The 3,590-nt window shown below is 67.7% G+C and carries 3 protein-coding genes and 1 pseudogene; 2 read left to right on the top strand and 2 right to left on the bottom strand.

What is annotated here, in order from left to right; genetic code table 11:
• The first annotated feature begins 358 nt into the window (after nt 1-358).
• Nucleotides 359-979 carry an LpxA family transferase gene (locus JOZ06_RS10765; protein ID WP_293232254.1) on the top strand — a complete coding sequence of 207 codons (621 nt, stop codon included), beginning with the start codon at nt 359-361 and terminating at the stop codon, nt 977-979.
• On the opposite strand, the gene JOZ06_RS10760 is transcribed toward JOZ06_RS10765, so the two are convergent.
• Nucleotides 976-2,370 carry an MFS transporter gene (locus JOZ06_RS10760; protein ID WP_293232252.1) on the bottom strand — a complete coding sequence of 465 codons (1,395 nt, stop codon included), beginning with the start codon at nt 2,368-2,370 and terminating at the stop codon, nt 976-978. The two genes, JOZ06_RS10765 and JOZ06_RS10760, sit on opposite strands and share 4 nt — an antisense overlap.
• Nucleotides 2,371-2,496: 126 nt before the next feature.
• On the opposite strand from JOZ06_RS10760, the gene JOZ06_RS10755 reads away from it, so the two are divergent.
• On the top strand, nt 2,497-3,393 hold the full coding sequence (locus JOZ06_RS10755; RefSeq protein WP_293232250.1) for a LysR family transcriptional regulator: 897 nt from the start codon (nt 2,497-2,499) through the stop codon (nt 3,391-3,393).
• Between the two features lie 4 nt (nt 3,394-3,397).
• On the opposite strand, the pseudogene JOZ06_RS10750 reads toward JOZ06_RS10755, so the two are convergent.
• Nucleotides 3,398-3,590 (bottom strand): annotated as a pseudogene (locus tag JOZ06_RS10750) (methyl-accepting chemotaxis protein); the annotation flags it as partial.

The following is a 3,590-nucleotide window of genomic DNA, read 5'->3' as shown; positions in this document are numbered from 1 at the left end:
GGCTCCGATGGGCATGGCGGGGCGTCTTCGTCGCGTTGCCAGACCCCTTGATCCTGTTGTGGCCACCATGATTTAAATCGCCTGCTTCATCCTCCTAGAGGTGAACACATTATGGGAAGGTCGTGCGTTGCTTCGCGAACGCACGCTACAGCGCCATCCGAGTTTTCGTAGCGTGGGTTCGGCGCGCAGCGACAACCCACGGCCAGCGATCGGGAAGGTGCCTGGCGGGTTGCTTCGTGGCCACATAGGACGACATGACCTAGTCACGATGTATAGTGACGGCTGGCCGAATCGATAACCCAGTCGGCGCGGCTGTCGACTACCCCCCTCGCCGCCGCTTTTACAAGAGTCATCCGTTATGGCGACGCTTATTCCGATCGAACGTTATATCGCGGCTTTTCCCGCATCGCCGCTCGGCGCCTGGGCCGACGCCGCGCCGTGGGCGCTGACCAGCAACAGCGAGGCCATCGTGCGCGCGCTGCTCGCGACGCTTCCCGTGCGCGACTACATGCTCGCCGACGAAGTGGCGGTGCACCGCAGCGCGGTGGTGGAGGACGGCGCGGTGCTCAAGGGGCCATTGATTCTCGGGCCGCATTGCTTTGTCGCCGCGGGCGCCTATTTACGCGGCGGTAATTGGGTGGACGCGCATTGTGCCTTCGGTCCCGGCGTGGAGGTGAAGTCGTCCTTCGTGTTTGCCGGCAGCAAGTTTGCGCATTTCAATTTCGTCGGCGATAGCCTGATCGGCGCCGGCGTCAATCTCGAAGCTGGAAGCATTGTTTGCAACTATCGTAATGAGCTTGTTGATAAAGAAATAAACGTGCGTATCGATGGCGCGCCGCACCGTACCAGCGTGAAGAAATTCGGCGCGCTGATCGGTGATGGCGTCCGGCTGGGCGCCAATGCCGTGGTGGCGCCGGGCGCGCTGTTGGCGCCGGGCACGGTGTTGCAACGCGCGGCGCTGCTTGATCAGGGGTTCTAAGCGGGTTGACCGCGCCCCGATTGGCGCTGCGCCAGCGTGAAGAGCAGTGCCGCGGCCAGCAGGCACGCGGCCACGGCAAACGTGGCGCGCATGCCATCGGCCACGGCGGCGGGACTCGCGCTGGAGATCGAAGGCGAGCCGGTGGCATGGGCGAACACGGCGCCCATCAGCGAGGCGCCGGAGATCAACCCCAGGTTGCGCGCCAGATTGAGCATGCCGGAGACCACGCCGCGCCGATCGGCCGGGATGCCCCGCATCACCGCGGTATTGTTGGCCGCCTGAAACAGCGCGTAATGGGCGGTAATGACCATGACCGGCGCCATGTAGCCGATCACGCCCAGCGAGGCGGGCAGCACGGCGAGCAGGGTGGCGCCGAGCGCCATGCCGGCCAAGCCCGCGCCCACCATGCGCCCGGCGCCCAGGCGGTCGACCAGACGCCCGGCCGGCATGCCGCTGAGCGCGGCCACCAGGGGCCCGGCCGACAGGGTCAGGCCGACCAGCGCGGTGGTCATACCCAGGCCGCGCGTCAAATAGAACGGTCCCACCACCAGTGTCGACATTACCACCGTGGCCACCAGCGCGCTGGCCGCGAGCCCGGCGCCAAGCGCCGGTTCCCGCAGCCAAGCCAGGTGCATCAATGGCGCCTTGGCGCGGAGCTCCCACCAGACGAACCCCGCCGCGCCGCTCAGTGCCGCCGCCAATAGCATCAGGTTGCGCGGGCCGATCTGGCCCCGGCCCAGCGTCATGGACAGTGCGTAGGCCGCCAGCGTCAGCGCCAACAGCAGCGTGCCGCCATGGTCGAACCTCGGCGCCGGTGCCGCCGCGTCGCGCCGGTCGGCCGGCAGATGGCGGCTGGCCAGCGCGAAGGTCGCCAGCCCGAGCGGCACATTGATCCAAAACAGCGCGCGCCAGCCAAACCCCGCAATCAGCATTCCCCCGAGCGACGGCCCGAGCGTGGTGCCTAGTGCCGACATCGTGCCGAGCAGGCCCATGGCGCGTCCGGTCTGCTCCTTGGGCACCGCGTCGCCGACCAGCGCCATCGACAGGGCGATCAAGGCGGCGGCGCCCAGGCCCTGCAAGGCGCGGGCGGCGATCAACAACGCGACGGTCGGCGCCGCGCCGCATAGCGCCGAGGTGGCGGTAAACGACAGGATGCCGGCCAAAAGCAGCCGCCTGCGGCCGAACAGATCGCCGAGGCGGCCGGCGCTGACGATCAGTGCGGTGATCGTCAGCAGATAGGCGAGCACCACCCACTGCACCGTTTGGAATGGCGCGTCAAAAACGCGCGCCAGCGTCGGCAGGCTGATGTTGGCGATGCTGGTGTCGAGCGAGGACAACAGCAGGGAGAGCGACAGGCTGGCGAGCGCCAGCCTGGACGAGCGCGTGGTCATGGGGTGGGCCTTTATCGATGGGTGATTGCTGTCAGCCTAGCCCGTGGCATGGTGCGGCGGAAGGCGCACGATTTGCACTTTATTCGTGTGTTTGACGCGCTATATGGCATGTGCGATGGTGAAGGCATGACGACTCCCGATTTCAATTTGCTGCTGACGCTGCATGTGCTGCTCAGCGAGGGCAGCGTGGCGCGCGCCGCGCGGCGGCTGGGGCTGAGCGCCTCCGCCATGAGCCGGTCGCTGGCGCGGTTGCGCGCCGTCACCGGCGATCCGCTGTTGGTACGCGCCGGGCGTGGCCTGGTGCCGACGCCGCGCGCACTGGCGCTGCGCGATCAAGCGGCGCGACTGGTGGAGGATGTGGAAGCGGTCCTGCGTCCCGCATTGGCGCCGGATCTGGCGTTACTCGCGCGCACGTTCACATTGCGCACGAGCGAAGGTTTCGTGGAAAACTTCGGTCCGGCATTGATTGCCCGCGTGGCGGCCGACGCGCCCAACGCGCGGCTGCGTTTCATGCAGAAAGTGGACAAGGACAGCGCGCCGCTCAGGGACGGCACGGTCGATTTGGAGACTGGCGTGGTGGACGAAACCAGCGGGCCGGAGCTGCGCGTGCAGGCCTTGTTTCGCGACCGCTTCATCGGCGTGGTGCGCCAGGGGCACCCGCTCAGCCAGGGCGGGATCACGCCGGCGCGCTATGCCGAGGGCCTGCACATCAGCGTGTCGCGCCGCGGGCGCGACACGGGGCGCATTGACGATGCGCTGGCCGCGCTCGGCCTGACGCGCAGGGTCAGCACCATTGTGGGGGGCTTCGCCACCGCGCTGGCGCTGGCGCGCGCCACGGATTTGATCGCCAGCGTGCCCGAACGCCACACCGGCAATCTGCGTGACGGCATGGTGAGTTTCCCGCTGCCGGTGGAGACGCCGCCGCTGACGGTGTCGATGCTGTGGCACCCGCGCTTGCAGGCCGACCCGGCGCATCGCTGGCTGCGCGACTGCGTGCGCGCGGTGTGTGCCACACAGCCTTGATGCCCTAGACCTGGAATTGCGCCAGCGTGTTCATCTGCCGCTTCACCAACTGGTCGAGGTAGGAGGCGCTTTCGGCGGTTTGCTTGGCCGCCGCGCTCGATTGCTCCGACATCTGCGCCGTGTGTTCGACCTGGACGGCGATGCTGTTGCTCGCGCCGCCTTGCTGCTGGATGGCGGCCGAGATCTCGCTGATGTTT

Origin of the sequence: Paludibacterium sp. (genome assembly GCF_019232825.1) — a bacterium.
Classification (GTDB): Bacteria; Pseudomonadota; Gammaproteobacteria; order Burkholderiales; family Chromobacteriaceae; genus Paludibacterium.
Note: the sequence above shows the minus strand (reverse complement) of the source record. Positions and strands in the feature narration are given on the sequence as shown.

What these genes read in the sequence shown, in the direction of transcription:
- JOZ06_RS10765 (WP_293232254.1), top strand. Translation starts at nt 359, where the DNA reads ATGGCGACGCTTATTCCGATCGAACGTTATATCGCGGCTTTTCCCGCA.
- JOZ06_RS10760 (WP_293232252.1), bottom strand. Translation starts at nt 2,370, where the DNA reads ATGACCACGCGCTCGTCCAGGCTGGCGCTCGCCAGCCTGTCGCTCTCC.
- JOZ06_RS10755 (WP_293232250.1), top strand. Translation starts at nt 2,497, where the DNA reads ATGACGACTCCCGATTTCAATTTGCTGCTGACGCTGCATGTGCTGCTC.